Origin of the sequence: Microbacter sp. GSS18 (assembly GCA_029319145.1) — a bacterium.
Lineage (GTDB): Bacteria > Actinomycetota > Actinomycetes > Actinomycetales > Microbacteriaceae > Microbacterium.
The window spans coordinates 1,658,759-1,684,871 of record CP119753.1; the positions used below are offsets into that span (position 1 = coordinate 1,658,759).

General features: G+C 68.8%; 30 protein-coding genes and 1 tRNA gene. 22 read left to right on the forward strand and 9 right to left on the reverse strand.

The window, feature by feature from the left end; all coding sequences use genetic code 11:
- Positions 1–10 precede the first annotated feature (10 nt).
- Together P0L94_07825 and P0L94_07830 are read left to right on the forward strand one after the other, a co-directional pair.
- A complete protein-coding gene (locus P0L94_07825; GenBank protein WES65971.1) occupies positions 11–817 on the forward strand; it encodes an SGNH/GDSL hydrolase family protein in 807 nt (268 codons plus the stop codon).
- 44 nt (positions 818–861) lie between these two features.
- Positions 862–934: transfer RNA gene (locus tag P0L94_07830), tRNA-Arg, on the forward strand.
- Positions 935–998: 64 nt separating this feature from the next.
- Here P0L94_07830 and P0L94_07835 read toward each other — a convergent pair.
- Together P0L94_07835 and P0L94_07840 are read right to left on the reverse strand one after the other, a co-directional pair.
- Positions 999–2,183 carry a site-specific integrase gene (locus P0L94_07835; protein WES65972.1) on the reverse strand — a complete coding sequence of 395 codons (1,185 nt, stop codon included), beginning with the start codon at positions 2,181–2,183 and terminating at the stop codon, positions 999–1,001.
- A 33-nt stretch (positions 2,184–2,216) separates the two neighbouring features.
- A complete protein-coding gene (locus P0L94_07840) occupies positions 2,217–2,534 on the reverse strand; it encodes a helix-turn-helix domain-containing protein (protein WES65973.1) in 318 nt (105 codons plus the stop codon).
- A gap of 390 nt (positions 2,535–2,924) precedes the next feature.
- On the opposite strand from P0L94_07840, the gene P0L94_07845 reads away from it, so the two are divergent.
- The 12 genes from P0L94_07845 to P0L94_07900 all read left to right on the forward strand — a co-directional run bounded on the left by P0L94_07845 (position 2,925) and on the right by P0L94_07900 (position 14,836).
- Complete coding sequence (locus P0L94_07845) at positions 2,925–3,662, forward strand: hypothetical protein (GenBank protein WES65974.1); 738 nt, start codon at positions 2,925–2,927, stop codon at positions 3,660–3,662.
- Between the two features lie 59 nt (positions 3,663–3,721).
- Entirely contained in the window at positions 3,722–4,282 is a 561-nt protein-coding gene (locus tag P0L94_07850; protein ID WES65975.1) for a M23 family metallopeptidase, read from the forward strand.
- A gap of 32 nt (positions 4,283–4,314) precedes the next feature.
- Entirely contained in the window at positions 4,315–4,611 is a 297-nt protein-coding gene (locus P0L94_07855) for a hypothetical protein (GenBank protein ID WES65976.1), read from the forward strand.
- Positions 4,611–6,230, forward strand: coding sequence for a hypothetical protein (locus P0L94_07860; GenBank protein ID WES65977.1), 1,620 nt, complete (start codon positions 4,611–4,613; stop codon positions 6,228–6,230). Before P0L94_07855 ends, P0L94_07860 begins: the two co-directional genes overlap by 1 nt.
- A complete protein-coding gene (locus P0L94_07865) occupies positions 6,230–7,723 on the forward strand; it encodes a hypothetical protein (GenBank protein WES65978.1) in 1,494 nt (497 codons plus the stop codon). Before P0L94_07860 ends, P0L94_07865 begins: the two co-directional genes overlap by 1 nt.
- Positions 7,723–9,330, forward strand: coding sequence for a hypothetical protein (locus P0L94_07870; protein WES65979.1), 1,608 nt, complete (start codon positions 7,723–7,725; stop codon positions 9,328–9,330). The genes P0L94_07865 and P0L94_07870 overlap by 1 nt, the downstream gene beginning before the upstream one ends.
- Positions 9,327–10,610, forward strand: coding sequence for an AAA family ATPase (locus P0L94_07875; protein ID WES65980.1), 1,284 nt, complete (start codon positions 9,327–9,329; stop codon positions 10,608–10,610). The genes P0L94_07870 and P0L94_07875 overlap by 4 nt, the downstream gene beginning before the upstream one ends.
- Before the next feature lie 21 nt (positions 10,611–10,631).
- Positions 10,632–12,452 (forward strand): TraM recognition domain-containing protein, encoded by a 1,821-nt coding sequence (locus P0L94_07880; GenBank protein WES65981.1) that lies wholly within the window; start codon positions 10,632–10,634, stop codon positions 12,450–12,452.
- Positions 12,449–12,856 (forward strand): hypothetical protein, encoded by a 408-nt coding sequence (locus P0L94_07885; protein ID WES65982.1) that lies wholly within the window; start codon positions 12,449–12,451, stop codon positions 12,854–12,856. Before P0L94_07880 ends, P0L94_07885 begins: the two co-directional genes overlap by 4 nt.
- Complete coding sequence (locus tag P0L94_07890) at positions 12,853–13,425, forward strand: hypothetical protein (GenBank protein ID WES65983.1); 573 nt, start codon at positions 12,853–12,855, stop codon at positions 13,423–13,425. Before P0L94_07885 ends, P0L94_07890 begins: the two co-directional genes overlap by 4 nt.
- Positions 13,422–13,868, forward strand: a complete 447-nt coding sequence (locus P0L94_07895; GenBank protein ID WES65984.1) for a single-stranded DNA-binding protein — start codon at positions 13,422–13,424, stop codon at positions 13,866–13,868. The genes P0L94_07890 and P0L94_07895 overlap by 4 nt, the downstream gene beginning before the upstream one ends.
- 284 nt (positions 13,869–14,152) lie before the next feature.
- A complete protein-coding gene (locus tag P0L94_07900; GenBank protein WES65985.1) occupies positions 14,153–14,836 on the forward strand; it encodes a hypothetical protein in 684 nt (227 codons plus the stop codon).
- Positions 14,837–14,924: 88 nt separating this feature from the next.
- On the opposite strand, the gene P0L94_07905 is transcribed toward P0L94_07900, so the two are convergent.
- Complete coding sequence (locus P0L94_07905) at positions 14,925–15,131, reverse strand: helix-turn-helix transcriptional regulator (protein ID WES65986.1); 207 nt, start codon at positions 15,129–15,131, stop codon at positions 14,925–14,927.
- Positions 15,131–15,625 carry a DUF2975 domain-containing protein gene (locus P0L94_07910; GenBank protein WES65987.1) on the reverse strand — a complete coding sequence of 165 codons (495 nt, stop codon included), beginning with the start codon at positions 15,623–15,625 and terminating at the stop codon, positions 15,131–15,133. The genes P0L94_07905 and P0L94_07910 overlap by 1 nt, the downstream gene beginning before the upstream one ends.
- Before the next feature lie 227 nt (positions 15,626–15,852).
- Here P0L94_07910 and P0L94_07915 point away from each other — a divergent pair, with 227 nt between their 5' ends.
- Together P0L94_07915 and P0L94_07920 are read left to right on the forward strand one after the other, a co-directional pair.
- Positions 15,853–16,548: a hypothetical protein gene (locus tag P0L94_07915; protein WES65988.1), complete on the forward strand. Its 696-nt coding sequence runs from the start codon at positions 15,853–15,855 to the stop codon at positions 16,546–16,548.
- Between the two features lie 81 nt (positions 16,549–16,629).
- Entirely contained in the window at positions 16,630–17,043 is a 414-nt protein-coding gene (locus tag P0L94_07920) for a hypothetical protein (GenBank protein ID WES65989.1), read from the forward strand.
- A gap of 74 nt (positions 17,044–17,117) precedes the next feature.
- On the opposite strand, the gene P0L94_07925 is transcribed toward P0L94_07920, so the two are convergent.
- Positions 17,118–17,804 carry an META domain-containing protein gene (locus tag P0L94_07925; GenBank protein WES65990.1) on the reverse strand — a complete coding sequence of 229 codons (687 nt, stop codon included), beginning with the start codon at positions 17,802–17,804 and terminating at the stop codon, positions 17,118–17,120.
- A gap of 82 nt (positions 17,805–17,886) precedes the next feature.
- Here P0L94_07925 and P0L94_07930 point away from each other — a divergent pair, with 82 nt between their 5' ends.
- Positions 17,887–18,180 carry a hypothetical protein gene (locus P0L94_07930; protein ID WES65991.1) on the forward strand — a complete coding sequence of 98 codons (294 nt, stop codon included), beginning with the start codon at positions 17,887–17,889 and terminating at the stop codon, positions 18,178–18,180.
- Between the two features lie 227 nt (positions 18,181–18,407).
- On the opposite strand, the gene P0L94_07935 is transcribed toward P0L94_07930, so the two are convergent.
- Both P0L94_07935 and P0L94_07940 read right to left on the reverse strand, forming a co-directional pair.
- Positions 18,408–19,037, reverse strand: coding sequence for a Rid family hydrolase (locus P0L94_07935; protein ID WES65992.1), 630 nt, complete (start codon positions 19,035–19,037; stop codon positions 18,408–18,410).
- Between the two features lie 138 nt (positions 19,038–19,175).
- Positions 19,176–20,120 (reverse strand): SDR family NAD(P)-dependent oxidoreductase, encoded by a 945-nt coding sequence (locus P0L94_07940; protein WES65993.1) that lies wholly within the window; start codon positions 20,118–20,120, stop codon positions 19,176–19,178.
- Positions 20,121–20,251: 131 nt separating this feature from the next.
- On the opposite strand from P0L94_07940, the gene P0L94_07945 reads away from it, so the two are divergent.
- Entirely contained in the window at positions 20,252–20,758 is a 507-nt protein-coding gene (locus tag P0L94_07945; protein ID WES65994.1) for a TetR/AcrR family transcriptional regulator, read from the forward strand.
- A gap of 198 nt (positions 20,759–20,956) precedes the next feature.
- Here P0L94_07945 and P0L94_07950 read toward each other — a convergent pair whose 3' ends face one another.
- Together P0L94_07950 and P0L94_07955 are read right to left on the reverse strand one after the other, a co-directional pair.
- Positions 20,957–22,249 carry a DUF1254 domain-containing protein gene (locus P0L94_07950; protein WES65995.1) on the reverse strand — a complete coding sequence of 431 codons (1,293 nt, stop codon included), beginning with the start codon at positions 22,247–22,249 and terminating at the stop codon, positions 20,957–20,959.
- Between the two features lie 172 nt (positions 22,250–22,421).
- Positions 22,422–23,504, reverse strand: a complete 1,083-nt coding sequence (locus P0L94_07955; GenBank protein ID WES65996.1) for an aminotransferase class V-fold PLP-dependent enzyme — start codon at positions 23,502–23,504, stop codon at positions 22,422–22,424.
- A gap of 126 nt (positions 23,505–23,630) precedes the next feature.
- On the opposite strand from P0L94_07955, the gene P0L94_07960 reads away from it, so the two are divergent.
- The 4 genes from P0L94_07960 to P0L94_07975 all read left to right on the forward strand — a co-directional run bounded on the left by P0L94_07960 (position 23,631) and on the right by P0L94_07975 (position 26,069).
- Positions 23,631–24,407 (forward strand): recombinase family protein, encoded by a 777-nt coding sequence (locus tag P0L94_07960; protein WES65997.1) that lies wholly within the window; start codon positions 23,631–23,633, stop codon positions 24,405–24,407.
- An 83-nt stretch (positions 24,408–24,490) separates the two neighbouring features.
- Positions 24,491–24,742 carry a ribbon-helix-helix domain-containing protein gene (locus tag P0L94_07965; GenBank protein ID WES65998.1) on the forward strand — a complete coding sequence of 84 codons (252 nt, stop codon included), beginning with the start codon at positions 24,491–24,493 and terminating at the stop codon, positions 24,740–24,742.
- An 11-nt stretch (positions 24,743–24,753) separates the two neighbouring features.
- Entirely contained in the window at positions 24,754–25,056 is a 303-nt protein-coding gene (locus P0L94_07970) for a type II toxin-antitoxin system RelE/ParE family toxin (GenBank protein WES65999.1), read from the forward strand.
- Between the two features lie 125 nt (positions 25,057–25,181).
- On the forward strand, positions 25,182–26,069 hold the full coding sequence (locus P0L94_07975) for an alpha/beta hydrolase (GenBank protein WES66000.1): 888 nt from the start codon (positions 25,182–25,184) through the stop codon (positions 26,067–26,069).
- The last annotated feature ends 44 nt before the right edge of the window (positions 26,070–26,113 follow it).

Genomic DNA, 26,113 nt, shown 5'->3' on the forward strand with positions numbered 1-26,113 from the left:
CGCTCTTTGCATGCCCGCATCCGGACGGCGTCGTCCCCAGCGCTCGTGGGCGGCCCTCGGGTTCCTCGCGATCGCCGTCGCCGCCGTGTGCGCGGTGGCCGTGTCACGGCCCTGGGCGGCCCCCACGACCCCCGCCGCCGTGCCCGCCGAGCCGCCTGGGGCGGCCGTCGCCCCGCTGGTGCTGCCCGACTCCCCCGAGGTGCTGCTCTTCGGCGATTCGTGGGTGTACGGGTCGGCGGCGCGGGTCCCCGAACTCGGCTTCGCCTACCTCATGGACGACCTGCTGGGATGGCGGACCACGGTGGACGGCGTCCGCGGCAGCGGCTACCTCAGGCCCGGGATCGACGGGCCGCCCTACGGCGAGCGCATCGCGGCGCTGGATGCGTCGGCGTCGTACGACCTCGTCATCGTCGAGGGCACCATCAACGACCGCGCGCTCCCCGCCGACGGATACCGGGACGCCGTGAACGCCGCCTGGGACGATCTGGCGGCGATCTATCCCGACGCCTCGTTCGTGATCCTCGGGCCCGCCCCGCAGGTGCTCCCGGTCGAGAAGGCCACGGCTCGCATCGACGCCGATCTCGCCGACCTCGCCGCCCAGCGCGGCTGGTGGTACATCTCCCCGCTCTCGCGGGACTGGATCGTGGCGTCGAACTACCTCGATGTCATCGACACCGGCGCCGGCCGCGACCATCCCTCCACCGAGGGGCACGCGTATCTCGCCGAGAGGCTCGCCGCGGCGATCGTCGCGCTGCAGGGCGCGGGCGGGGTGTCGGCGGACGCCGACGAGCACGACCGCGCCGGTACACCGGGCTGAGAGGCACGGGGAGCCCTCTCGGGGGTGGTAATCTCGACCGGTGCGCCTCCGTAGCTCAGGGGATAGAGCGTTGGTTTCCGGTACCAAAGGTCGCAGGTTCGATTCCTGTCGGGGGCACAGAAAAAATCCCAGGTGATCCTGGGATTTTTGCTTTCTGGGACTAGCCGTTGAGGCGCCACGATCAGTCTTCTGGCAACAGATTGGCAACACTTCGCGAGCGCTTCGCCGCGTCGAGCGCGACGGCGACGGCGTCGAGGTCGTCGTCGAAGAGGTCCGCGTACACATCGAGAGTCATCGCGGCGGATGCGTGGCCGAGCATCCGCTGCACCGCCTTCACGTGTGCTCCGGCCTGCACAGCAAGGCTGGCGGCCGTGTGCCGGAGGTCGTGGGGAGTGATCCGCGGGAAGGTCGCGTCGGCCGATTGGGCGGCGCGGACGGAGCGTGTGAACCATCCGTTGCGACTCGCCGGCAGGCGCACGTGGTTGTGGCCGTCGCCAAACAGAAGCTGATCGCGCGACTTGCCGCTCGCTGCCGCTTCCAGCATCTCCGCAAGGAACGCCGGGTACGGCACGGAGCGTGATCGGTGGGTTTTCGGGGTTCCGACGTGCACCTCGGTCGACACGAGGACCGCGTTCTCCTGCACGGTGACACGTCGCCGCCGGGCGTCGATGTGGCGCACGCGCAGGGCGGTCGCCTCCCCCCACCTGAGGCCGGTATAGGCGAGGAACAGCACAAGTTCGGGGTGAGCCGAGCGGTCCGCGAGGACCTGCACCTGCTCGTGGGTGAGGTAGTTGCGACGGGCAGCCTTCGACTTCGCAGGAAGCACGATGTCCCGAGCAGGATTGCTCGCTATGCGGCGGTCGCGGACGGCGCCCTCGAGCACGCCGGCGAGGATGCCGTGCGCGCGCCGCACCGTCGTCGATCCTCCCTTGATGCTTGACGCCCAGGACTGGACCTCCGAGTGACGAATGCTTCCAACACCTCGGCTGCCCCACTTCGGCTGCACGTGGACTTCCCACGCCGACCGCAGCGGGCGGAACGATGAGGCCTTCAGGACACCCTCACGCTGGGCCAGCCACTCGACTCCGAGAGCGTCAATAGTCGCGTGCGCCGACGACGGATCGATGTACTCGCCACGATCCTTCGCGAACTCGAGCTCCCGCAGGCGTCGCTCAGCATCGAGCTTCCTCGCAAAGCCACGCTCCTGCGTCTGGGAGTGATCGGGGCGCCGGTACACGATGCGGTAGAGCTTCTTGCCCGCTGCGTTCGTATACGGGTGGATGCTGCCCATGCGCGCTCCGGAGTCTGACGCGTGTTTCGCGTATTGAGAATCAGAATACGCGAATTGCACCGTTGCGTGCGGCACCCACGCGACGGGGAGTCGGAGCGGCACCGCCGGCTACAGCTCCCCGATCGCCTGTCCGAGTCGCAGGTAGAGGTCCGCGACCCGTTCGTTGTTCGCACTGTAGGTGGGCCATTCGCCGCGGCGGCGTTCGGTGCGGGGCGGGTTGGCGATGAGGAGCCCGGCTTCTTCGAGTTCGCGGAGGTAGGGGACGACGGTCGTCGGGGGGACTTGGAGGGCGTCGGCGATGGTCTTCCTGGTGACGCCGGGGTTCGTGCGGAGGTAGCGGATGATGCCGGCTTTGACCATATTCCCCAGGATCGCGATGGCGTTCTCGGCGTCTTCGCCGTCTGCGGGCCGGGCGTACTTGGGCATGGTGCCGATTCTCCCCTAGTCCTTGGAGTGAGGACCACTTTCCACAGTAAGCGTTTTATCCGTTCACTTCTGGTGTGAACTGCTGTACAGTCCAGGCATGACCTCGACTCGACCCCTCGCTCCGCACCGGCTCGCGTGCCGGATAGTGGTCTTGTCCCCCAAAGTTCCTACAGACAAGCTCGCGCTTCTGCCTGTACCGTCGGGATCCACGTCTGTTCCCCCGCGAGGTGCGCCGGGCCCGATTTCGGGAATGTTTCTAGCCTGTTATTCCCCGGGTTTTCCATTTCGGAACGTTCGCCGTCTGCGTAGGATTCCGGTGCGGCATCTACTGCGTGTGGCTTCGGTTTCGTCTGTGGCGGCCGTCCTGGATTCTCGGGAGGGCTGGCAATGATGGCAACGGGCAGCACGCGCGGCCGCGGCAGGGCATGGGCGATCCTCGGCGCAGGGGTCCTGCTGGCCGGGATCGTGGCGATCATCGTCGCGGCGATCCTCTCGCAGCCCGATGAGCCGGCACCGTCACCGTCGGGCTCGACCGCCGGCACGCCGGCTCCGACGTCGAGCGCTCCGGGAGACGATGGCGAGGTGGTGGACGCGTCCGCGTCGGATCGAGGCTGGGTGCCCGAGCCGATCACGACGGACCGCGACCTCTACGTGCGGGCTGCGCTGGCAGCCGCGTCGACGTTCGACACGCAGCTGAGCACGCGGCGGGAGTGGCTGGCGTACCTGGACACGTGGTTCACAGCTGATACCCGCTACACGACCGCCGAGGATCAGGCGGATGTGATGGATGCCGCCAAGCTCGAGATGCGGCAGGGTGTCGTGCTTCCTGATGAGCAGTGGGATTCGCTTGCCGGGGAGGACGGTCGGGTGATCGCTGCGGTGACCGGTGACGTGGCATTCCAGCCGGTGTCGGATGACGCGTCCGGCGATATGTCGATCGGGACCGCGGATGTCGTGCTCACCTTCGTCCGGTCGGATGGTTCTGGCGGCGATGTGTCGTACGACGAGGTCGCGCGGGTGAGCGTGCAGGTGCTGTGCGGGCCGGGTTCGGTGCCGACGCCGGATTCTGGTCAGTCGGTGGGCGACTGCAAGGTGGTCCGGTACTTCACGGAGCCGTTGGAGCCGTAATGGGTGTCCCGGTCGCCGCCGCTGCCGCCCTCGCGAGGACGAGGACGGGACGACGCCTGGTGATCGGGATCGTGCTGAGCGTCGTGCTCATCGCGACGGTCAACGTCAGCCTGCTCGCGGCGGTGCCGTTGGCGATCGCCGCGCAGTCCACCGCCGACACCACTGCCCCGGACACGGACGGCCCGGTTCCTGCCGTGTCGGGCGACTGGGGGTACCCGTTGGCGGGGGCGTATTCGAAGGGCCGCGGGTTCGGATACAACCCGGTTGCCGGGTGCGCGTTCTGCTCCACCGACCACAAGGGCTACGACATGGCGCAGGGCTGCGGCGCGACTATCTACGCCGCCGGTGGCGGCCGGGTGGTCACCGCCGGGGCGTTCTTCGGGTGGGGCAACACCGTTCGCATCGACCACGGCGAGGGGCTCGTCAGTCTCTACGGGCACATGCAGTGGGGTTCGCTGCGGGTCTCCGTGGGGCAGGAGGTGGATGTGGGAACTCCGCTGGGCGCGGAGGGCAATACCGGCAACTCGTTCGGCTGCCACCTGCACTACGAAGTCCAGGTCGACGGGTTGCCGATCGATCCGCAACCGTTCATGGCCGCGCGCGGCCTGCCGCTGAAGTGATTCCGAACCGACCCCCGATGCAAGGAGCGAACATGCCATCGATCTCCCGTCCCGCTGACGTGGACATCCCCGACATCCAGCCGGACTTCACCGCCCCGTTCTTCGCCGGCTTCCAAGTCGTCGCGTCCTACATCCTCGCCGGGGCGATGCTCGTAGTGCTGATCATGCTGATCATCGCCGGAGCGGCCCTCGCCTTCCGAGGACTCGCGTCCGACCGGGTGCGGACCTGGGCGGGCGAGAACATCCTGTGGATCTTCATCGCCGCCGCTGTCCTCGGCGCCGCGTCCGGTCTGTTCGCCTGGTTCGTGAACTTCGACTTCGGATTCTGATGCGTTCCCGCCGTCTGCGCAGCATTCTCGTCGGCACCCTCCTCGGGGTGGCGCTGGGGTTCGCCGTGCAGTTCCCCGCGACTGCTGCGGAATCAGGATGGGCGCCATCCGCATCGGCCGCGGTGCAGGCGGCCGCTGGCACGGCGGCGCCGCGAGCGGCGGCAGCTGCGGTGACGGGTGAGCCGTGGTCGGCGCCGGCGTATCCGGTGGACTGCCGTTCCGCGGGCGGGCAGATCACCTGCACGCCCACCGCGGCATCCGACATCACGGCGCAAACGTGCTTCCTCAATGTCCTGGTGAACGGGGAGCGGTCCACGGTCTGCACGACCTTCGAAGACCACGAAGCGACGATCCAGGGCGATGGCGGCACACCCGTGATCGTGGAGTACGGGTGCAGTCTCGGGGATGTCGTGTGCGTGACGTTCGAGAACGCCGGGCGCGGGATGGCGTTCGCGACGACCGCGATGATGTTCGCCGTCGCCGACAACATGCGGTTCGACACAGGAAGTCTGCTGTGGGACGCGGCGGTCACGGAGTGGTCGTTCTGGCAGTGGGCGATCCTGATGGTGCTGTTCGGGTCAATGGTGTGGGCCGTAGCGGCTGCCATCGTCTCCGGTGACCGCGACGAGCTCGTCGGCGCCCTAGTGCGATCGTTCATCGCGGTCCCGGCCGTCCCGATCAGCCTGTGGCTGACCGGTCACCTGCTCAACACCGTCGACGACATGACCTGGTACATCCTCAACCGCGACGGCCCGGCATCCCTGTTCTCGACGCTGCAGTCGGTGATGTGGGCGGGCGGGCAGGCGAACTACTTCTTCGCGTTCATCATCCACGGGATGCTCTGGCTCGGGATGCTGCTGCTCATGCTGGTGTTCACCTTCCGCAACATCGTCCTCGCCGCCCTCATCGCCGTCGGCCCCGTCGCCTGGATGATCTTCCCCGTCCGCGGCATCGGACCGCAGTGGGTCGTCCGGTACGTGTCGGCCGTCGTCGTGCTGCTGCTGACGGGCCCGCTGACCATCGGGTTCGTGACGCTGATCATCAACGGCCTGTCGACGGTGACCACGATCTGGGATCCGCAGTCATGGCCGCTGCTGGTCGGCCTCGTGCTGGTCGCGTTCGCCCCGTTCGCCGTGTTCGGGCTGTTCAGCTTCGTCGGCGCGGCCGCCGCCGACAGCGTCGGCTCCGCCGTCGGATCGCGAACCGGCCGCATGGGCGGGGCCGCCGCGCGCAGCGTCGTCAGCATCCCCACCCGGGTCGGCTCCTCCCCCGCCGGCATCCCCCGCGGCGCATCCGCCGCATCGGCAGGCGGGCGCGGCACCGGCCCCACCGGACGCAGCGGCGGCAGCCCGGGAGCACCCGCACCCTCACGCCCGCCCGGCGGCACCGGCACAGGCGGACCCGCCGGCGCCGCGACGCCCAGCACGGCCGGCAGCGGAACGCCACGTGGCGGGTCCGGGACGCCCCACGGGGGCAGTGCTGGCGCACCGCCGACCACTGCCCCGGCAGCAGGCTCCACGGGTGCGGGGTCGCGTCCGACGCCGGCACGGCCGGCACCCGGTGGTGGCGCGCCGCCGCCGCCGTCACCGAATAGTTCTCCCACTGGAAGGGGCAGATGATGACCGCTACTCCTGATCTCGTGCGCCCGGTGCGGCTGCCGCGCCGTTCCCGGCAAGGCGTCGTGATGGGCATGGACGGCTGGCAGCTCGGGTTCCTCACCGTCGCCGGCATCATCGTGCTGGTCGGCGTGAACCAGTTCGGCCCGCCCGGGCTGCTCTACGCCGCACCGCTGTACCTGCTGTTCGGGGTGACCGCGCTGACCAGCATCCACGGGGTCTCCACCCCGCGGATGGCGGGACTGTGGCTCATGAAGCAGCTGCGACACAGCGCCGGGGCGACGACCGAGAAGTTCCGTCCCGAGCGCACCGAGCTCGCCGGGACACTGAACCTGCCGGGGGTGCGCGCATCGATCCAGCTGTGGGAGGTCGACGGCATCGCCACCGTCTACGACCCGCACGACCGGACCGTGTCGGTAACCGCCGAGCTCGAGGTGCAGGGATTCCTGATGCACGACACCCCGGAGCGGTACGACCTGTCCCGGCAGTGGTCGACCGTGCTGGCCGCGTTCACCCAGCGGCCGGGAATCAAACGGGTCACGCTGCAGGAGAGGACCCTGCCGACCACGATCCGCCCCGCCCGCGACCACTTCGACAAAGTGCAGCACGACCGCAGGCTCGACCCGCACTCCCCCGTCACGGCGAACTACCGGGAGGTGATGGACGCCGGGGAACGGTTCGCCGTCGCGCACCGCAACTACCTCACCTTCACCCTCGACCTCGTCGCGCTCGGCGGACAGGTGCGAGCACTCGGCGGCGGAAAGGAAGCGATCAGCGCGCTCGCGGTACTGGAGACCCGCAACCTCGCCGATGCCCTCCAGTCCGCGAAGATCACCGTGCGACGGTGGCTGTCCCCCCGCGAGGTCGCCCAGCTGGCACGCGTGGCGGTGGACCCGGAGTCCGCCACCCACCTGCAGAACCGCCCCGACGGGGAGCACGGAGTGGACCCGGCCGCGATCGGCCCCATGTATCTCGAGGAGCCGAAAGGCCGCAACGGGGTCGTGTACACCGACAGCGGTGTGCACACCACGATGTGGATCCATGAGTGGCCGCGGTCGGATGCCCCGGTCGGGTTTGTGTCGCCGCTGGTGTTCGCCCGCCACCCGCACACCGGTGAAGCGGTCACCCACATCCTCACCCTCGTGCTGACCCCGGTGCCGGTGTCGAAGGCGCTGAAACGGATCCGGGACGAGAAGAAGGTGTGGCGCGGCAACGAGCAGCTGCGCGCGAAGCGCGGCGCCGACGGGTCCGCAGCCGACGCGGCCGACTGGGAGGCGCTGGAGAAGCAGGAGCAGGAGATCGTCGCCGGTCACGGCGAGTTCCGGTACGGCGCCTACCTGACCGTCACCGCCCGCACCGACGTCCTCCTCGACCAGGCCGTCGCCGGGATGCGCAACGCCCTGGCGACGGCGGGCATGGAAGCACAGGTGCTGTACGGCCAGCAGGCCGAAGCGCTCATGGTGAACGCGCTCCCGCTGGGAATGGGGATGCGCTGATGGCCCGCCGCGCATACACCTTCACCCCCGCCACGGCGACCCGCCGGCAGCGGCGGGAGCAGGCACGCCAGATCCACGCGGAGACCCGCGACACCCCCACCGCCGGCAGCAGCCGCACCGGACAGAACCTGCCCGAGCCCGCCGTCGCAGGTCCCTTCGGTCCCGGGATCATCCGCGGCGGGTACTGGAACCTCGCCCGCCCCGACATTCCCGCACACCAGGCGACGTCGCAGCACATCGCCGGGATCTACCCGTTCGTCGCCGACGCCGGCCTCGGCCACCGCGGCCCGATCGTCGGCGTCGACCTCAACGCGGACGCGCTGTGGCACTTCTCGCCGTGGGAGGCGTACAGCGACAAGACCGAACGCTCCACCCTGTCCACCAACATCCTCGTGCTCGGCGCGTACCGGTCGGGGAAGTCCGCGACCATCAAGACCCTCACCACCCGGTCGATCGCGTTCGGCCACCAGGTCGTCGTCCCCTCGGACCCGAAGGGCGAATGGGTGCAGGTGGCCGAAGCGATCCCCGGTGGGAAGGTGATCCGGCTCGGCGGCGGCACCGGCGCCCGCCTGAACCCCCTGGACCGGGGTCCGCGCCGCACCGACGCGACCGACGAGCAGGACGAGCAGATGGTCCGGCAGCGGCGCATCACCACGCTGATCGCGATCATCGAAATGGCCCTGCACGCCAGGCTCACCGCCATCGAGCACGCCGCGATCCTCGACGCCCTCGAGGCGTGCATCACCGCGACTGGCGACCGCCCCACCCTCCGCGGCGTCTACACCGAGCTCGGCCGGCTCGCGACCACCACGGATGCCGAACTCGGCGCCGCCGCCGGTGCCGTGCAGCCGCGGTTCGTGCTGCGCCGGTTCGTGGAAGGCGACCTGTCGGGGCTGTTCGAGGACGAATCCACCGTCACGTTCGACCAGGACGCCCCGATCGTCGTCACCGACACCAGCGAGCTGTTCGCCCGCGGCGACCTCGCCGCGCAGCTCACCCAGGTGTGCTCCACCGCCTGGATCCAAGCCGTCATCAGCGACCGCGCCGCCAAGCGCTCCCGGTACGTGGTCCGGGAGGAAGGGTGGCGCGATATGACGTCGCTCGCGTCGCTGCAGATGTTCCAGCAGTGGCTGAAGCTGTCCCGCCACTACGGCATCAGCAACATCGTCATCCTCCACAAGATGGGCGACCTCGACGCCGTCGGCGACGCCGCCTCCCTGGAACGGTCCCTGGCGTACTCGATCGTCGGAGACATCGAGAACAAGTTCATCTTCCGCGTCAACCACCAGGAGCAGACCGCGCTGCGGCAGCGGCTGAACCTCCCCGCCCCGCACGTCGAGACCGCCCGGGTGCTGCGCAAAGGCGAGTTCCTCGCGTACGTCGGCCAGTACGCGTACCTGGTGGACTGCTTCGCCACCTCCACCGACTGGGAACGCGACCTGTTCGCCACCGACGACGCCGTCACCCTCCACGACGACCACACCATCCACGAGCCGCCGGTCGACCTGGACCAGCTGTGGCCCGACCCGCCTGCACCCGTCGAGCCCGAAGACCCGACGGGCCTGTCGGGGTGGCTCGCCGCCGGAACCGTGAAGGAGCCATCATGACCCTCGTCGCCCCCGGCACGCACCGGGCGTACGCCGCCGTGGTCGGCAGGGCCGCAACCCTCACTTTCCCCGGCGGCCGCACCCTGACCGTCGCCGTCCCCGACGGCAGCGACATCAGACACGAGATCATCCGCACCGCCGTGACCGAAGCGGACCGGACCGGCGAACCCATCGAGCTGATCACCAGCGGCGACCGCGGCGACCACCGCCTCCTCATCGACCCCGACGGCACCCTCACCCCGCTCCCCACACTCCCCGACCCCGCCGACGAGATCCCCACCGAACCGGCGCCGGAGCCGCAGCAGCCCGCCGACATCCCCGCGGACATCGACTCCGGCGCCACCGGTTCCTCCACCGTGCACGTCGAATCATCCCCCCGGCCCTCCTTCATCTCCCCGGCCGGTGACCTGCCGACGCCGGCCGGGTGGCGTGGCATCCGGGTGCGGCTCGGGTTCGGGCCGTCGCCAATGCAGATCCGCCGGCAGCACGCCATCCAGGCCGTGTCCCGGCAATGGGCCGGCTGCCGCAGCATCGCCGTCGTCAACGGCAAGGGCGGCGTCGGAAAGACGATGACCACCGCCATGCTCGCCGCCGTCTACGCCCGCCACGGCGGCGGCAACGTGCTCGCCTGGGACAACAACGACACCCGCGGCACCCTCGGCTGGCGCACCGAGCAAGGCGTGTACGACAGCACCATCCGCGACCTCATCCCCGCAGCCGGCGTGCTTCTCGACGCGGATGCGACCGTGTCGTCGATGACCCGGTTCGTGCACCACCAGTCAGGCGACCGGTATGACGTGCTGCGCTCCAACCCCGAACTCCTCGCCACCGACCAGCGCATCACCACCGCCCAGTTCGACCAGCTGATGCAGGTCGCCGCGAAGTTCTACCGTCTGGTGGTGTTCGACTCCGGCAACGACGAATCCGCCGACCGGTGGCTGCGGATGATCGACTCGTCCCACCAGCTGGTGATCCCCACCCTCGCCAACCGCGAATCCGCCGAATCCGCCCGACTGCTCCTCGAAGCGCTCCGCGGCCGCGACGCCCGGTCCGCGCGCCTCGCCGACAACGCCGTGGTCATCGTCACCCAGGCCGAACGCGCGTCGATGCGAGACGTGTTCGACATCGCCGACGGGTTCACCGGTCACGTCCGCGCCGTCCACCCCATCCCGTTCGACCCCGCCCTCAAGGCAGGACCCCTCCGCCACGACACCCTCAAGCCCGGCACCCGCGACGCCTGGACCGAAGCCGCCGCATCCGCCACCACCCACCTCTACTGACACCGGACTCAGGAGACAGCCATGAACCCGATCCTCGGAAGAGCCATCGCCGTGATGATCGCCGCAGCGGTCGTCCTCGCCGTCGCGTTCGGGTTCCTCACCGAAGCGATCACCCAGCTGGTCTGCGGCACCCGCCCCGAACCCGACCACCTGTTCGCCGGCCTCTGGCTCGCCGTGACCGGGGACCCCGACGGCTACACCCTCCCCGCCTCGTGCACGCTCCCCGTCTGGCAGGTCCGTGTCGCCGACCTCGCCGCCATCCTGACCGTCCTGGTCCTGACCGTGATGCTGCTGCGGTGGGTGCGCCGCTACCGGCAGTCCGACCGGGCGTTTCTGACCGAGCTGCGCTCCCGCCCCGGGTTCGCGACCAGCACCGACATCCGCGAGCACCTCTCCGGGAAAGCGGTCCTGCGCCGTGCCGCGCAGCTGCGACCCGACCTGACCCGCCCCACCCCCACCGACGTCGGCTGGCGTGTCGGCGCCTCCCGCGGCCACGACGTATACGTGTCCATCGAGGACTCCGTCGCCCTCGAAGGCCCGCCCCGCTCCGGGAAGGGGTACCGGGTGTTGATCTCCGCGATCCTCGACTGGTCAGGGCCGCTGATCACCACCTCGACCACCAACGACAACCTCACCGCCACCCTCCGCATGCGGCAGCGACGCGGCGACGTGAACGTGTTCGACCCGCAGGGGCTCTCCGGCATCCGCCACCCGCTGCGCATCAACCCCATCGCCGGCTGCGAAGACCCCCTCGTCGCGATGCAGCGCGGCAACGCCATCATCACCGGCACCGCCCTCGGCGCGTCGCACACGAACCAGGAGTGGGCGCAGGCATCCGGCGTCGTCCTCGGCCGGCTGCTGCACGCCGCCGCCGTCTCCGGCGCCGACATCAGCGAACTGTACGAGTGGGGGTCCTCCCCCACCCTCGCCCGCGAAGCCGTCCGCGTGCTCCGCACCGACGGCACCCCCGGGTGGGCCGAAAGCCTCGAAGCAACCCTCAGCGGCGACGAGAAGCTGGTCTCATCCGTCTGGTTCGGGGTGCACAGCGCCGTCACCCCGCTCGCCGTCCCCCAGATTCGCGACGCCCTCATGCCCCGCCCCGGCGACCCCGTCTTCGACCCGCACGAGTTCCTCGACGCCGCCAACACGCTGTACCTGATCGGATCCGCGTCGGGCGCGGCGGCGATGGGCGGCTGGCTCGGCGCGCTGATGGACGACATCGTCGAAGTCGCCCGCAAGAGAGCGCTCGCCTCCCCGGGCGCCCGGCTGCAGCATCCGCTCGGGCTGATCCTCGACGAGATCGTGAACATGTTCCGGTGGCAGAGCCTGCCCCGCACCATGGCCGACGGCGGCGGCCGCGGCATCTGCACCTTCGTCGTCCTCCAAGCCCTCTCCCAAGCCGAAACATCCTGGTCGAAAGCCGAAGCGGACACCATCTGGGCGGCAGCGACCGCGAAACTTCTCCTCGGCGGCGCCAGCCACGTCAACCACCTCCGCGACGTCGAAACCCTCCTCGGCTACCGCGACACCCGCCGCACCCAACGCTCCTGGTCGAGCGAGCACCACGGACACAACACCAGCGAGCACCACGAACGCCGCCCGCTGATGTCCGTCGACGAGATCCGACGCCTCCCCCAGACCGCCGGGCTCCTCGCCTACCGCAACCAACGCAACGTGCTGCTCGACCTCACCGGCTGGGACCAGCGCGCCGACGCCGCCGACATCCGCGCCGGCAAGCAGCACCTCGAAACCGAACAGCGCGCCGTCTTCGATACCGCCGCCCGCACCCGCCCGTTCCAACCGGCGCCGAGCACCGAGCAGCCCGAAGGCGAGTGGTCATGAGCAACCGTCGCCGCGGCGGACTCAAGCCGCTGTACCGGGACGGGTTCCTCGCCTCCCCCGCCTGGCACGCCCGCCGCGCCCGCTGGTTCCGCGACCACGCCCGCACCCACACCCCCCTCGAATGCGCCGGATGCGGCCACCGCGCCACCCCCGACAGGCTCGAACTGCACCACCTCTCCTACGCCGGAGTCACCGTGCAAGCCGGCGAGTTCAAAGCCTTCGAGAAGCACACCGACCTGCTGCCGCTGCACCCCTACTGCCACGAAGCACTCCACCGGATGATCGACCGCGACGAGGTCCTCGCCCGCCACCGCACCCGCCGCGACGCCACCCACCAAGCCCTCCAGCGACTCCGCCCAAGACTCCACGCCGCGATCGCCCCCGCCGAAGGAGCAGCCCCATGACCGAACCCGACTACACCGACGCCGACGTCGACGGCGCCCTCGCCGCCGAGCTCACCACACCCACCACACGCCCCACCGGCCGCAGCATCACCGGCGGCGTAGACCCCACGACGCGCGCCGGCGGCGACCCCATGCCCGGCGGGCGTCCCGTGAACTGGTACACCCTCGACGACGACGACGCTGCGGACGCGTGGGGCGCCCTGCGCCCCTGGGTCGAATGGTTCACCACCCGATACGACATCTCACTCATGATCGTCCCGGACTGCTGGTGGAAACACCCCGGACTCGTCGACGAACTCGCCGCCCTCCACACCGCGTTCGTCGCCTCCTTCGACGACAGCGACACCGGCTACGGCCCCATCGGCTGGCACGAACGCCTCGCCCTCGCCCTCCCGAGATTGCGCAACCACTACGCCGGCGGATGCAGCAACGGCCACCGTCCCCACAGACCCCGCTCCTGGAACACCGTCACCGACGAACAGGAATGGGACGCGTGGACCACCCGGTCCCACGCGCACCCCGCCACCCGCCCCGCGGGCGACGGCCCCACCAGAAAGGACACACCATGACCACCAGAATCCCGGTCACCATCGAGGGCAACCTCACCGGCGACCCCGACCACGGCACCGGCGACAGCGGCAACGACTACGCACGCTTCACCGTCGCCGTCAACGACCGCCGCCTCAACGAGAACACCGGCCGATGGGAGGACGCCGGCACGGTCTACCACCGCGTCGTCGTGTTCAGCCAGCAGGCCCGCAACGTCGCCACCTCACTCCACAAGGGCGACTCCGTGCTCGTCGCGGGCGACCTCCGATTCGGGTCCTACACCGACCAGACCACCGGACAGGCCCGCGAAACCCGCGACATCGTCGCCGACAACGTCGCCGCCTCACTCAAGTACACCAACGTCAGCGTCGAGCGCACCCCAAAAGCTGACGGCCCCGCAGCGAACGCTACGGGGCCAGCAGCCACACCGGTTTCGCACACCGGCGCAGGAATCAGCCGCTGACCAGACCCAACCAAGAGCACACGGGGCGGCGGGAGTCAGCGTACTCCCGCCGCCCCACCACGTCGACAACAGCGCTCACGCCACGCACCAATCGACCTCCGACCGACGAGCACGTCAGCGCACCGGTCAAACGAACAGGTCCCGGCCCAGCACTGCGCCAGGCCCGCTTGCGCCGCGACGCTGCACTCTCAAGGACCGGCTCGCGAACGCTCGAGAGCGAGGTACGAGGCCCGGCAGCGATTGAACTCTGGCGCATTGCGTGGGTGTTCGGTGAGGATGGCCTCATGCAGTTCGCTGGAGTTCTCCCCGAGGATGCGCCTGACCCGCGGCTCGAACGTGAGGAACGGCTGAAGGACATGCCGGTCCCGATCGTCGTGCTCGTCCCGCAGCCGTCGGTAGAGTTCGTGGATTTCGCTGTCTCCACCACCGGTAGCGGTAGCGGCATCGATGCGATGACTGTCAGCATGTCGGCGACGCTGTGGCGGGACCCGGTCGACAAGTCCGACCCGGTGAACCTCGCGGACCTCGACGAGGACACGCGCCGTGCGATCGACGAGGTGCCGCCCTGGCCGCGGCCGGCCTGGTTGGTCGAGTCCGTCGAGCGGATGCGGTTCCCAATGCTCTGGGAGGCTGTGCAGACGACCTGGCATCGTGAGGAGACTGAGTACAGCACCCTCGAGGCGTTGCTGGTGCAGCACACGAACTACGTCCTCATGAACCAGTTCCGCGATCAGCTTGGGCTTGGTGTGCACGATTGGTCGTCGCCCGCCCTGACCTCAGAGCGTGTTGTGCGTGGCGGCGTCGACGTGTCGATCGATGGGGCTGTCGTCTCGGGTTCAGAGATCGACACCGACCCATTCGTCTACGCAGTAGGTGCAAAGCTCCCCAGCGGCGGCACCCTTACCGCCGTCGTCCCGCGAGATCACCTGCCGTATCTCATGCTTGCGTTCGTGCAGCGCCCCCGCTGACACCCGCCTCACGCACAGGCGCCCGCAGGACGACCGGCATGGCGCCAGTGGTGCGTCTGACTGTTCGGTGGGCTGTGGGCAAGGCTGGCTATTGGGCTTCGTAGCGAAGCAGGTCGCCGGGTTGGCAGTCGAGGACTCGGCAGATCGCATCCAGTGTCGAGAACCTCACGGCCTTCGCGCGTCCGTTCTTGAGCACTGCGACGTTTGCCGGGGTGATGCCGATCGCGTCCGCGAAGTCGCCTACGCTCATTCCGCGTTCGGCCAGCATGCGATCGATGGTGATGCGGATCGTCATCACACGACCTCGTCCAGCTCGGCGCGCATCACGATGGCGTTTCGCAGGAGCGACCGCAGAACGAGGGTGATACAGGCGACTGCGACGAGGGTGAGGCAGCCCATCGCCTGAATGAGTGCGAGGAACGGGCTGCCCGCCTGGCCGTTGCTGATCACGACAAATCCAATGATGATCAACAGGACGGCACACCCGAAGGTGGCCACAAGTACATCGACCCAAATGAGAGACGGGCGCGTGAGTACGGTTCCGCGGTAGATGCGGTGCACGAGTAGCATCACCATCGCGAGGGCGATGAGACCCAGAATCGTCAAGGTCATCGCAACCGCGAGGAGCGGATCCCGGAGGTCGGCATACTCGGGAAGGCTCGTGGCGACGTTCGTGGAGAAGCTGGGAAGAAGCGCGATCGCGCCGAGGCCGACGAGGAACAGTGCACCCAGGAGTGCCTCGGTGGTGACGACCAAAGCGAGTGGTGGACGCGGAAGATCGAGATTCATGCATCGAGTATCGATAGATATCCATCGATAGTCAATAGATCGTTTGAGATCCTTCCTACCGACCGGGCTGCGTGCCGTTCGGTTGTCTCCCTGTCGTGCGCCGGCCGCTGGGTGCACGCTCCAGCGCCGGGGTTCGCAGAACCTGATGAGTGATCGCCGAACGGCGCCCACGCGCGTCGATTCCTCACCCTGGTGTGTGGTCGCGGCCGTGGAGGAGACTCGGTCGCATGGAGTTCGAGGGAGTGATGGGCGTCGACGCGCCGGATCCGATGGACGCCCAGTGGGAGCGCATCGCCCGGTGGCCTGTCCTGGTGTTCGGCTTGGCTCCTCAGCCGACGATCGAGATGTTTGGCCTATCGTCATTCGGTGGCGGATCGGACGGCTCCGGCTTGCGCCGCGCGCATGTCGGGGTGTCGTACGTCGTGATCCGTAACCCTGCGGATCGGGCAGACCCTGCCAACCTCGCGGAACTCGACGAAGACGTGCAGCTTGCGCTAGACGAGGTCCCGCCATGGCCGCGACCGAAGTGGCTCATCGAGCAGACCGACCGGCAGCGATACCCGATGCTCTGGGAGGCCGTGCGGAGCAGCTGGTATCGCGACACCGCGAGGCGGCCGTCGCTCGCCGAGGCCCTCGTGGATCACACCACCGAGGTACTCAACAACAGTTTCCGTCGAGAACGGGGACTCGAAGGCGCGATGGGCGGGCTCCCTCCAGCACCGGACATCACCATCGCCAGCGTGCAGCACAACGCGGTCCTGCGAGTCGATGGAATCGACCGCCCAGCGGTCCTCCTGGACACAGATCCGCATGTCGTCGGCATCGGAACCGAACTCGACGCGGCCACCCTCGTCACTGTCGTCCTCACCCGCGACGAGTTCCGGTTCGTCCGGCTCGAACTGACAACTCTCGCCATGACCTAACCCGAACACTGCGAGACAGCATCCGGCCCGCAGGACGACCGAGTGTGCGGCGGGCGCGTCGCCTGCGCCAAAATGGACTGCATGAGCTCATTCGCGCGCGCGGCGTCGGCGGTTGCAGCTTGCCTCGCCGTGATCGTGCTCGCCGGTTGCGCGGCGAACCCTGGGGTCGGATCGGTCAGCCGCGGCGTGCCGGACGGTGTCACGCTCGACCCATTCAGCGAGGGACCGGCTGCGGTGTGGATCGACCGCGGCGAGTCGTTTGCGGTCGTGACCTTGGGCAGTTCGAGTTGTCCGGCGATGGCGACCGAGGTGAGCGCCTCGAGAGACGACCGCGTGTCCGTCACATTCGGACCCTCACCGAGCACCACGTGCACCGCAGACATGGCGCCCACGACCCACACATTCGATCTCCCCGCAGGTGTCTCCGGTGACGCGATCAGTGTGGAGATCCACTTCGAGGAGTGGCCCGAGGTCTACACTATCGCGCTGGACTGAGTTAGAGCGCGATCCGTACGTGCTACCCGCCCGGAGATGGATCGGCCGTGCGCAATGCGGGGCTGGTCGAGGCGCTAGTCGTCTACCGCGCGCGGGAGTATGCCGCTCACGTGCCCATCTGCGTCGAGCACGTACAGCAGGTCGCCCTTCGCGATCCCGGTGACGGCGGGCCCGCGCAGGTCCGTGTGTCGGGGAGGACACATCATCAGGGTCGTGATCATGTCGGAGAACTCGACGACCCCGCCGGTGAGGTACCAGGTTCCGCCGAAGCCATTGCATCCGTCGCTGCCTGCGACGGTCCCATCCTCGAGGATCGTCAGGTAGGCCGATCTCTCACTGATCTCCCCCCATTGACCCACCGGGTCATCGGTCGGTGGCGCGGGTGCGGCAGCGGCGAGGGTGAACCCGGGACTCCACGCCACCGCGAGGTAGGTGACGACGGGAGCGAGCGCGAGGATCACCACTCCCGCCACGACGAACGAGCGTGCTGCGCGGCGCCACACCAACGCGACGGCGATCGTGGCGACCCATATTCCGACAGCGACGAGCGTCGCGACCAGGCCGCTTCCGGCCCGGTAGGACGATTGGCAGTTCGTCGGCGGCGGATCGACCGTGGGGCAGACCCCGGTTCCGATCGGGACGGCGACGAGCCAGATGAGCGCGATGGTTGCGAGCAGGAGGAGGGTCGCGGCGGTAATCAGCCGCCACAGCACCGACCTGGACGTGTCGGGGAGACTCGATGCCACAGCCCCGGTTTCCATACTCTGACCGTACCGGCCGCCACCGAAGCGGCCGGCGTCCGGTCGGGGATCCAGCGGACCGACTCCTCGATAGGGTCGTCGCGTGGGCGAACGAAAGAGAACGATCGTGGCGTGGGCGATGGCCGGCGCAGTAGTCGCGGCAGGTGCCGTCGTGCTGATCGTCGGCTTGCTGACTCCGGTAACGTTCGGCTGGTTCGCGTATCAACCTCTCGCCGACGCAACGTTCGTTCCCGGCGCCGACGGTCTGTTCCTGTCGCGCATCACGATCGTCGGATGGGTCATCCTGACGATCGGTCTCGTCGCGGTCGCCTTCCTTGCCGGCCGGCGAACTGGGCGAGGGCGACCCAATCGGTTCGACTCAGATTCAGCGGTCTGATCGCCAAGTGCCACACGGGCACCCCAACCGCGCATTGCCCGGATGAGGATCCTCGTCCCCCGGCGGGCGGATAACCAGCGGCCCCATCGCATCGATCCACAGGATTGCTTTCACGGGCGGCGCAGCCCGTCGACGTACTGCTGCTTTTCGTCGCGCTCTCCTCGAGGCGGCCCGCGGGAGTCACCCCGCTGACTTCGGGCCGGCCCAGACCCCCCACGGGCGCGGTTCTAGCGCGGCCCCACTTCGTCGGGCGGCGTGCCGTCGGAGATGACGGCGTCCACTTCGAACTCGACAAGCCATTCCGGGTTCACGAACCGCTGCACCTGCATGATGGTGTCGACGGGCCGGATGTGCGCAAAAAACGCTGCGCGTGCGTCGATGACCGCCTTCCAGTCTTCGATGCGGGTCAGCAGCACCCGGGTCCGGACGACGTCTTCGAGCCGCGCGCCTGCGTCTTCGAGCGCGGTCTGGATGATCTCGAGGCAGCGCCGGGCCTGTGCCGCTGCGTCGCCCACACCCACGGTCCGCCCGTCCTGCCCTACTGGCGCGGTGCCACCCACGCAGACGTATGGCCCGACACGCACGGCCCGGCTGAAGCCGACCACCATTTCCATCGGGTTGCCGTTCGAAACCAGGGTCCTCTTCATCGGCGTATCCGTTTCAGTTCTATCGGTGTGCGGCTGAGATCCGCCGTTGGCCTGCCGGCGTCGCTCGCCACCCGGCGTCCCCCGGGGCTGGACAGCAGGGGCTCCATCCCGACGCTCGCCCGAGGCGGCGGCGAAGGACGACAGGATCGGCTGGTTGAGGTCATCCTGCCAGAGGTGGCGGGCCAGGTTGCGGTGGCCATCATTCAGCACGTCGCGGCGCAATGATGCGCGCGGTCGCCGCATGACTCACCCGGGGACCTGCCGAATCGGGCGCCCGAAGGCTGACGGATCCTCAGCTCTGGTGCGGCGTGTACGCGTCAGTTCGGATCGATTGCCGATGTCGTTTCGTCAGCGAGTGGCACCTGTGGGGACTGGCATTGTGATCCGCGCGAGGGCCTCGACTTGGCTCCAGATGTCGGCGGCGAGGTCTGGTCTGGGCGATCTCGTGGCGGCGGTTGGGGTCACCTGAATGGGGAGGCCTCGCATAGACCCGGTCGGGCCGTAGTAGTCGCCGCCCGCGGCGGTGGGGTCGGTCAGCGCACGCACGGCGGACCATGCGGCTGTGTCCTTGCCCTGCGCGAAAGGCGTGAAGGGGTTGCGGCGGTAGGGCGTGTTCTCATCCCGGATGCCGGGTCGGGCGGGTGTTCGCGCGTCGACTCCGACCCCCGGTCGGGCCACGAGCGACGCAACGGGTGCTTTGCCCGCTCGCAGCCGACGATCCAGCTCGAAGGCGAGTACTTCGGTGATCGCCTTTGCCTTCGTGTATTCGCGGACCCCGTTGCGCTCAGGCGCTGAAACATCCTCGATCGACACCGGGAATCTGTTCACGAAGCCGGTGGACGTGTGGACGACTCGCGACGGGCCGCCCGTTCGCCCGGAGGCGACAAGCGTGGGCAACACCTCGGCGAGCAATGCGAAGTTCGCGACGACGTGAGTGCCGAGCAGTTCGGGGAGGCCGTCGGCGGTCGTCGCTCCTCGCCGGAGGGCCATTGCACCCCCGTTGAGGAGGAGCCCGTCGATGCGCGGGAGATCCGCCAGCGCGCCCGCGGCGCGCGACACCGATGAGAGCGAGGCGAGATCCACAATGACGGCAGAAGTCGATGCGTCGGGGACCTGCTCTCGAATCGAGGCACGCGCGGTCTCGAGCTTCGACGCAGAGCGGCCCGCGAGCACGACATGCGCGCCTGTGGCGGCGAGCTGCTCGGCGGCGAAGTAGCCGATCCCGGCGGTCGCGCCAGTGACCACGAACGTGTGACCGGACTGGTCGGGGAGGCGGGTGGGGTCCCAGGTCATGTCATTCTCCAAACGCGAATCGGATGAACTATCCGTATCAACATACACTGATACGGATGCTCTATCCGTTTCTGTGGGAGACTTGCGCTGTGACTTCACTCCGTTCCGACGCCGCCCGGAGCCGGGCCCGCGTGCTCGACGCCGCCCGCGGCCTCGACGTGCAGGCGATCCGCCTCAACGACATCGCGCGCGCGGCCGGCGTCGGAGTCGGCACGGTCTACCGCCACTTCCCGACCGTTCAGGCGCTGGTCGAGGCTCTCGCGACCGACACACTCGTGCGGCTGCACGAACTCGCGCGGATGGCCGAAGCGGAGACCGACCCCGGCAAGGCTCTGGAGGACCTGATCCGCGCCACCGTCGCCCTTCAACTCGAAGACGGCGGGCTCCAACGCGTACTGCTCGCCGCGGACGTCGCGCCCGAAACCCGCGCGCTCCGGCGCGACGTACATGCCCGGCTCGCGGGCGTCCTTGATCGCGCTGTCGCAGCCGGCGTCGTGCGTCCTGACCTGACGCCGACCCGCGTGCAGCACCTCCTGTGCGGAGTCGAACACGCAGTCCGCGTCGGATCACCAGACGACCGCGACTTCTATACCGACATAGCGCTCACCGGCCTCCGCCCGCAGGCCACAGTGGTCTGACGGGAACGCTCCGGTAGCCCAACTCGACGAGGTGCCGGAGACAGGACGCTCGCGCCCGCCATACCCGAACGCCAATCCGGCAGCCGGTTCCACGTCGCGCGCGGCGGAACCTCAAACGCACGGCGTCAGACTCGCACGCCTCGCTCCTGCTCCGCGCAGTGCCCGTATGAGGATCGTGGCGTTTGCGGTTCGGGTGCGTCACGCTCGCCGCAGAGTGGGTGGATTCCAGCGACCGTCGAGCGCTTCGGGGCGCGGACCGTAGAGTCGCAGGGTGAGCCCCAGGGGTCCGGGGGGTGAGGGGAGCCAGTTGGCTTCGGCGGGTCCGCCGGGGCTGGTGCGGCTGATCAGCAGGTCGAGGGCTCCGTCGTCGGCGTAGACGAGCGGGTCGCGGTCGCCGAGCGCGTATCGATCCAGCCGGTTCGGGACGGTGAACCCCTCGCCGTCGTACATGGTCAGTGACCAGAACGCATCCACCGGCGGCAGTTCGTCGGCGTCGAAGTGCAGCACGTAGTCCTTCTCGCCCACGGGTTCGTGACCGTCCTCGTCGGTGGCGAGAAGCGGGTACAGGGCATCCTCGGGAAGGTTCGCGCCGAGCCCGATCATCGCGACCGCCGCTCGGATCAGGTAGTCCGTTCCGTAGACCCCGATGCCGGCGCGGCGCGTCGACCAGCCGTTGACGGTGGGGGTCGCGCTCCCGATGGCCACCGCCATGCGCGCCACGGCCTCTTTCGGCGCCGCGCTCATCGCTGCGAGCACCTCGGGTGAGGAGCCGCCAGCGTCGAACGGGCGGCCTGGTTCGATGCCGAGCCTGCGCAGCCTGCTCAGGATCGGCTGGTCGGTGAGGTGAGGAGGATCCACTGTCAGCAGCTCCGCAGCGCGGGCGAAGAACTCCACACCGGACAGCGCCGCTACGTGATCCACAGGCGCGACCGCGTCGTGCGAAGCCTCCGGCTCCGCGGGGTGCTGCCGGCCGGCGAGTGGTCGCACATCGAAGCAGTCCTGGACGGCGTGCACCGCGGGGTAGTCGGCGACCCCGTTCGTCTGCGTGCGGCCAAGAACCCACACACGCGAGGTGGGGGCGTCGATCCGAGCCATCCCGTGCGGCAGCGCGCCCGACCATCCCGGTGGGACGATCGCATACTCGCCCGCGTCGTCACCGGTCGTGCGGGTGCCGATCACGGCGAACACATCCGTCCACATGTCCAGCAGCGGGAGCATGAAGAACCTGCGCACCGGCTCGCCGACAGTGAGCACCTGCGGGCCATCGCGCAGATCGAGCCACGCCGTGGAATACAGAGTGTCGAAGTTCGGCCGCACGACATCCCGGAAGTCACCCGGCGGAAACGCGCGTTTGTGCACGAAGCTGTTCACAGTGCCGCCACTCCCGCCGCCCGTCGCGACCCTCTGCGTGGCATCCATCAGGATCAGCGGGTAGAAGTAGTGGTAACCCTCGACCGCGATCCGCTCCAGTTCGCCCGCCTTGTGACTCATGACAGCCTCCTCGCTTCTCGAGGCCCCATAGGCACGGCCCGTCACGTCGATCGATGACCAGGGTCGTGCGTTCAGCCCCTCACGATGCACGATAGGCGTGGCCCGCCGCGAGCAGCAGGGGCGAAAGGCCCGCGTTCCGCGCGCATCACACCGTCGCGCGCATCGATGCCGGTCAAAGCGTGCTCAAAGCCGCGGTGACCCTCGCGATGTCGTCTTCGTGGTTGTAGAAGTGGACCGACAGCCGAAGATGGCGGTCGCGGGCCGCGGCGATGATCCTCTGCTCCCGGAGGTGAGCGAGGAGCTTTCCCGCGTCGCGGTCGCCGAGGGGCGCGGAGACGATCGTGCTCCGGTTGGGTTTGGGCAGATCGGCGGGGGCCCATCCGGCATCGGTGAGTGAGGACCGGAGGTGGTCGGCGAGTTGCGCGTTGCGGCGGTAGATGTTCTCGGCGCCGAAGGTGTCGAAGACCGATAGGGCGGCTTCGTCGCCGATTGCGGCGAGCCAGCTGATCGAGTTGTCGAACCGGGATGCCGTCGTCGAGAGCTGCATGTGGGGTCCGAAGAAGCTCGCGAAGGGCTCGGCTCCTGCCTTCCAGCCGGCGTTGACGGGGGTGAGCCGGGTCTGCGCCTGCGGCGACAGATAGCAGTAGCCGACACCGCGGCCCGCGTTGAGGAGGAATTTGTGGTCGGATGCCGCGAGGACGTCGATCCAGTGCAGGTCATCGGCCACGGATGCCGCACCGACCAGCTGCGACCCGTCGACGAACAGCAGCGCGCCGACGGCACGAGCGATCTGACCGACCGCGGGGATGTCGGTGCGATGACCCGTCGCCGTCTGCACGCCGCTGACGGCGACCAGTCGAGTGCCGCCGTCGACGAAGGCGGCGATGTCGTCGGGTTCGAGCCCGCCGTTGCGGAACGGCACCTGCCGGACCTCGCAACCGCGCTCGGCGAGCATCCGCCACGGGAAGTGGTTCGAGCTGTACTCCCGCTCGCCGATCACGACGTTGCCGCCGGCCGGCTTCTCGGACGCGAGTTGCGCGGCGACCAGGCCGGCAGCGGCGGACACCGAGGGGATCAGCGCGACGTCGGATCGGTCGGCGCCGATCAGGCCCGCGACGATCGACCGCGACGCCTCGGCCGCCGCCTCACCCCTCACGAAGTCGAGGCCCGACGAGGTCCACTCATCGACGTATCGCCGCAGCGCCGCGGAGAGCCGCAGACTCGCGAGACCGACCGCCGCGGTGTTCAGATACACCGACTCCTGCGTCGCCGGGAACAGACTCCGGGCCTCCCCGATGTCCGCGACGCGATCCCTCGACGTGTGGGCGATGCGCTCACTCTATCCGGTGCGATCGGCTGACCCCGGAAACGTGTGACCGCTGTGCCCGCGACCGAATCGGGCGCGGCCGCCAACTACGCTCAGGCATGCTCGACCAATGCCCCCAATCGGACGCCGGAGAGCCCGCCCACGACCCGCCGCTATCGCGCAACGCCCGCAAGACGATCCAAGCCGGGTGCGCGTGGGCGCTCCCGGTGGGACGCTCGCGGCATGAATGGAATACAGATTGGCTATGCCAGAGTCTCCACCGCCGATCAGGATCTCACCTCGCAGCGGGACGCCCTGCTGCGACTCGGAGTCCTCGATTCGGACATCTACGTCGACCACGGACTGACCGGCACCAACCGGGCCAGGCCCGGACTGCGCGAAGCGCTCGCCGCCGTCCGGGAAGGCGACACCCTCGTGGTCACGAAGCTCGACCGGCTCGCCCGGTCGGTGCGTGACGCGAGGGACATCGCCGACGAGCTGACCACGAAGGGCGTCGCGCTCAGTCTCGGCGGGAGCAGATACGACCCCACCGACCCGGTGGGTCGGCTGCTGTTCAACGTGCTCGCCATGGTCGCCGAGTTCGAACGCGACTTGATCAGCATGCGCACGAAAGAAGGGATGGCGGTGGCCCGCGCGAAGGGTCACTTGAAGGGCAAGCAGCCGAAGCTGTCGATGACGCAGCGCAAGCTCCTGTTCGACGTGCAGGACCGGGGTGAGTACACCCAGACGGAGATCGCCGAGCTGTTCAACGTCTCACGCGCCACCGTCTACCGCGAACTCCAGCGCCGCCGGGTGGCGTTCCTCGCCACCTGCGAGGCACACATCTTCTGACCACCCACGGCTCCGCCCATCCCCCCGCGGAGTCGACCACCCAAAGTCTTGGCAATTCTTGCCAACGCTCGTATGCTGGCGGCATGGTCACGATGAATGTCTCGCTTCCCGATTCGCTGAAGCAGTTCGTCGATGAGCAGGTGTCCGAACGAGGCTTCGGCACCACCAGCGAGTATGTCCGCGAACTGATTCGATATGACCGGGATCGGTCTCTTCTCCGTGAGCGCATCCTGGCCTCAGCGGATGCGGAGTTCTCCGAGCCGATGGACGGGGCATACTTCGAACGGCTGCGCGGCAAGATCCGCGCCGCCGGCGACGGCACTGCCGCCCGGTGACCGGGAAGCGGGTGCGCACACGCACCAGCGCGGAGGCCGAACTGCAATCCGCGATCGCCTACTACCTGGACGACGGTGCGCTGGATGCCGCGCTCGGCCTGCTGGACGAGTTCGAAGCCGCACTGGAAGCAGTCGGCAACCACCCGGCCATCGGATCCCCGCGCCTCGAGGTCGAACTCGGCATCCCCGGCGTCCGAGTCTTCGCCCTGCGAACCTACCCCTACGTCATCATCTACTTCGATACCGCCGAGTTCGTCGACGTCCGGCACGTGCTCCACTCCAGCCGCGACATCCCTGCCCGAATGACCGAGTGACTGAACGCACACTCCCGTCCGTCTTTCGTGCACACTCCCGACTGCACGCGGCGCCCGCTGTCGTGCGATGCCCGCAGGGGGATCGTAGGCTGGCCGGACTGGTCCGCTGCGTTGGGGGCATGGGTATGGAGTTCCGTGACGAAGAGCTTGTCCTGCCCGATGGGCGGACGGTCGCGTGGACGGAGTACGGTCCGCTCGGTGGCGTCCCGCTGGTCCGGTTTCCGGGTACTCCGAGCTCACGGTGGGCGATCCGCTCGGACACGGATCCGTGGGACGAGCGCAGCTTGTTCGTCGTCACGACGGAGCGTCCTGGGTTCGGCCGTTCCACGCGGCTCCCGGGGCGCGGGTTCGCGGAACATGCGGACGACGTCGCCGCGATCCTGGATCACCTCGGCATCGCGCGGGCCTATGTGTCGGGTGGGAGCGGAGCGGCACCGCACATCCTCGCGTTGTGCGCTCGTCACCCCGACCGGGTGGTCGCCGCGACCGTGCTCGCCGGCATCTCGCCGTTGGAGCCCGCGGAGGCGCACGGCATGATCGGACTCAACCGAGCTGTGTGGGCGTGTGCGTCACGCAGCGACTGGGACGGCATCCGGGACATCCATGAACCGTTGATGCAGCGGATGCGCGCCGACCCGCTCGGCTCGTTCGAGGACATCATGTCAACCGCACCCGCCGCGGATCAGGCGGTCATCCGCGACGAAGCGTGGCGGGAGGTCTTCGCCCGCAGCATCCGCGAGGCCTTCCGGCAGGGCGTCGAAGGGTGGACTGACGAGTCTCTCGCCGCCTTCGGCACCTGGCCGGACATCGACTCGTCGATGGTGCGCACCTCCGTGACCTGGTGGCATGGGGCCGATGACAAGAACACCCCGTACGCGGCGGCGAAGCGTCTGGTCCGAAGGCTCCCGAACGCACGCCTTGTCACCTGGCCGGCCGGCGCCGGGCACATGTACGCGTATCAGCACGAAGACGAGATCCTCGACGAACTGCTCGCGCGCACCAGCGACAGCTGAAGCGCGGCCGCGCGATCGGAACCCGAACACCAACCGCGCCCCCG